A 3406-nucleotide genomic window follows, 5' to 3' on the forward strand; every position below is an offset into this window, starting at 1 on the left:
GCGAAGCCGCGCCCGTCCCGCTTCGCCGCCGCCCGCGCGGCACTCGGCACCGCCGTCGCGCGCGTCACCGGCTCGACGCTCGGCGCGCGGCAACTCGCCGCCGTACGGATCGGGGCCGCCGGGACGTGGGGCGTCTACCTGCTGCGGGAGTGGCCGCACCGCGCGGAGCTGTACGGGCCCGGCAGCCCGTGGGGCTGGGACCTCGCACGGCGGCTCGTGTCCGGCAACGGGGCCTTCACCGCCCTGCTGTGGTCACGGAGCGAGGTGTGGTTCACCTGTGTGTACGTGCTCGCCCTGCTCGTCTCCTTCCTGCTCGTGCTCGGCTGGCGCACGCGGACGATGTCCGTGCTCTTCGCGCTGACCGTGCTCTCGCTCCAGAACCGGTCGGTCTTTGTCGGCGACGGTGGTGACAACCTCCTCCACCTGCTCGCCCTCTACCTGTGCCTCACCCGCTGCGGACAGGCGTGGTCGCTCGATGCCCGCCGCCGCGCGCTCGGCCGCGCCGACCGCGCGGGCCCCTGGCTGTGGGGCCTGCTCGGCGCCGCGCTGCTCGCCGCCCGGCTGAGCGACCGCCTCACCCCCGGCTGGACCCTCGCCCTGGCGGCCATGTGGGCGGCCCTCGGCGCCTGGTGGTTCCTCGCACGCCACCCGCTCGGCGAGACCCGCGCGCTCGCCGACGTCCTCGGCAACCTCCTGCACCACGCCGGGCTGCTGATCATCATGGCGGAGACCTGCCTCGTCTACGCCACCGCCGGCTGGTACAAGATCCAGGGGAGCCGCTGGCAGGACGGCACCGCTGTCTACTACCCCCTCGAACTCGACTCCTTCTCGCCCTGGCCGGCGCTCTCCCACGCCCTCGCCGCCCACGGCACCCTGATCACCCTTCTGACCTACGGAACGGTCTTCGCGCAGGTCGCGTTCCCGTTCTCGCTCCTGAATCGCCGGGCCAAGAATGTTCTGATCATCGTGCTGGCCGCCGAGCACCTGGGCATCGCCTTCCTCCTCGGGCTCCCCTTCTTCTCCCTCGCGATGCTCGCCGCCGACGCGGTCTTCCTGCCGACCGGCTTCCTGCGCGCGGTGGAGCGCGGGGCCCGCCGAGCAGTGCGCGGAGCATGGCGGACGGTGCGCGGGGCGACGCGTTCGGGGAGCCGCCGCACGGCCCGTACGGCCGGTCGCGAGGCTTCCGCACGGCCGGAAACGGGGAGTGTCAGTGCCGCCCCGTAGGGTGCACGGCATGCGTGAGAACGAGGCGGCCCCGGAGGCCGCGAGGGAGGCTGCCGCCCGGGAGGTGGCCGGGCGCTGGCACGCGCTCACGGCCGGTCTGGAGGGGATCGCCGTCGTGCTCCTCGACGGTTTCCACGCGCTGAAGCACGCCCTGCGCTTCGGCGCGGACGTGCCGCTCGCGGTCGCCGAGGACCGTGCGGCGGCGCTCGCCCTCGCCGAGGAACTGGCCCCCGACCTCGCGCCACGCCTCGCCGAACTGCTCGTCCCCGTCCCCGCCGCCCTCTACCGCTCGCTCGTGCCACGCCCGCACCCGACCGGCGTCGCCGCGCTCGCCGGGCGACCACCCGCGCCCGGCTTCGCCGGTCCCCGTACGAGCCCGCTCCTCGTCCTCGACGAGCCGCGCAACCTCGGCAACGCGGGTGCGGTGATCCGGCTGGCGGCCGGTTTCGGCGCGAGCGGCGTCGTGACGACGGGCGACCTCGATCCCTGGCACCCCGCCGTGGTCCGCGCGGGCGCCGGACTGCATTTCGCGACCCCCGTCGCGCGCCGTACGGTGCCCGAGCTCCCATCGGGCCCGCTGTGGGCCTTCGACGCGGAGGGCGAGGACCTGCGCGGCCTGCGCGTCCCCGACGACGCGCTGCTCGCCTTCGGCTCCGAGCGGCACGGGCTGACGGCGGCCGTACGGGAACGCGCCGACCGCCTCGTCGCGCTGCCCATGCGCCCCCAGGTCTCCAGCTACAACCTCGCGACGAGCGTGGGCATGACCCTCTACCACTGGTCGCTCGGCGCGGGACGACCATGAAGCGGGGCCCGGCCGAGCGGGGCCCGGCCGAGGGGGCCGGGGCTGAACGGGCCCGGGCTGAGCGGGTTCGGAGCCCTGGTCTCAGCGGGGCCGCAGGCCGTCGAAGGCCAGGTGGAGGACGGCGTCCGCGAGGTCCTGCGCGCGTTCCCGTTCCTGCTCGCGGGCGTCCGCGTTCGTGCCGTCCGCCGGGCGGTACCACTCGACGATCGAGTTGATCATGCCGTAGAGGAGGCGTGTCGCGAGCCGCGGGCTGAGGTCCGCGCGCAGTCCGCCCTCCGCGACGGCAGCCTGCACGAGGTCCGCGAGGCGGTGGTCGAAGTCGCGGCGGCGCTCCATCGCCCAGCGCTCCGCGTCCGTGTTGCCGCGCACCCGCAGGAGCAGCGTCACGTACGGAAGCTCGGCGACCAGGAGCGCGACCGTGCCCCGTACGACGTACTCCAGGCGCTCCGTCGCCGTGCCCGAGCGCGCGCCCTCCTCGTCGAGCACGCCGAAGAGGCCGTCGAGGGCGCGGCTCACGGCCCTGCGCAGCAGCTCTTCCTTGCTGGAGACGTGGTGGTAGATCGAGGACTTCGAGATCCCGGCGGCCCGCGCCAGGTGCTCCATCGAGGTGCCGTCGTACCCGCGGTCGTTGAAGACGCCCACGGCGACCGAGAGGAGGGATTCCGGCGTGTAGGCATCGCGCTTGACCGCAGCCGTCATGATCAGGACCACCGTTCAGGGGAGGGCTCAGCGGCTCTCCTTCGTGCCGACCGATCGTTCGGTCACTCTAACGCCGCCGCGCCGCGTTGCCCAGGGCGGAAGCCCCCGCAGGAAGACCCCGCGGGGATCGTTCAGCGGGCCGGGTGGTCCGCCGGGTGCTCCGGAGCCGCCGAGGACTCCGGGCCCTGGCCCACCTCTTCCTCCTCGAAGACCAGCAGCGTACGAGTGCTGAGGATCTCGGGGATCGCCTGGAGCCGGGTGAGGACGAGTTCGCGCAGCGCGCGGTTGTCCGGCGAGTGCACGAGGACCAGCACGTCGAAGTCGCCGGAGACGAGCGCGATGTGCGAGACCCCGGGCAGCGCCCGCAACTGGCGGTGCACGGTGCGCCAGGAATTCTGCACGATGCGCAGCGTCAAGTAGGCGGAGGCGCCCTGACCTGCGCGTTCGTGATGGACGCGGGCGCCGAAGCCGAGGATCACACCGTCCTCGACGAGGCGGTTGATGCGCGCGTACGCGTTCGCGCGCGAGACGTGCACCTGCTCGGCGACCGAGCGGATCGAGGCGCGCCCGTCCGCCTGGAGGATGCGCAGGATGTCGTGGTCCACCGCGTCGAGCGGGCGCGGCTCGCGCGGGCGCGACGCGGGCGGGGACGCGGGACCGCGCTCGGCCGCACCGGTCGCT

4 protein-coding genes are annotated in these 3406 nt (G+C 74.1%); 2 read left to right on the forward strand and 2 right to left on the reverse strand.

Going from position 1 to position 3406, the window contains the following annotated elements:
• Positions 1–1224 (forward strand): HTTM domain-containing protein (locus G3I42_RS14495; protein ID WP_164286037.1); only part of this gene is annotated, 1224 nt, incomplete at its 5' end.
• 1 nt (position 1225) lies between these two features.
• Positions 1226–2026, forward strand: a complete 801-nt coding sequence (locus G3I42_RS14500) for a TrmH family RNA methyltransferase (protein ID WP_164286041.1) — start codon at positions 1226–1228, stop codon at positions 2024–2026.
• A gap of 81 nt (positions 2027–2107) precedes the next feature.
• Here the strand turns inward: G3I42_RS14500 and G3I42_RS14505 are convergent, their stop codons facing one another.
• Together G3I42_RS14505 and G3I42_RS14510 are read right to left on the reverse strand one after the other, a co-directional pair.
• Complete coding sequence (locus tag G3I42_RS14505) at positions 2108–2725, reverse strand: TetR/AcrR family transcriptional regulator (RefSeq protein WP_164286039.1); 618 nt, start codon at positions 2723–2725, stop codon at positions 2108–2110.
• Between the two features lie 131 nt (positions 2726–2856).
• On the reverse strand, positions 2857–3406 hold a 550-nt coding region (locus G3I42_RS14510; protein WP_239096446.1), incomplete at its 5' end, for an Lrp/AsnC family transcriptional regulator.

Origin of the sequence: Streptomyces sp. SID11385 (genome assembly GCF_010548245.1) — a bacterium.
GTDB lineage: Bacteria > Actinomycetota > Actinomycetes > Streptomycetales > Streptomycetaceae > Streptomyces.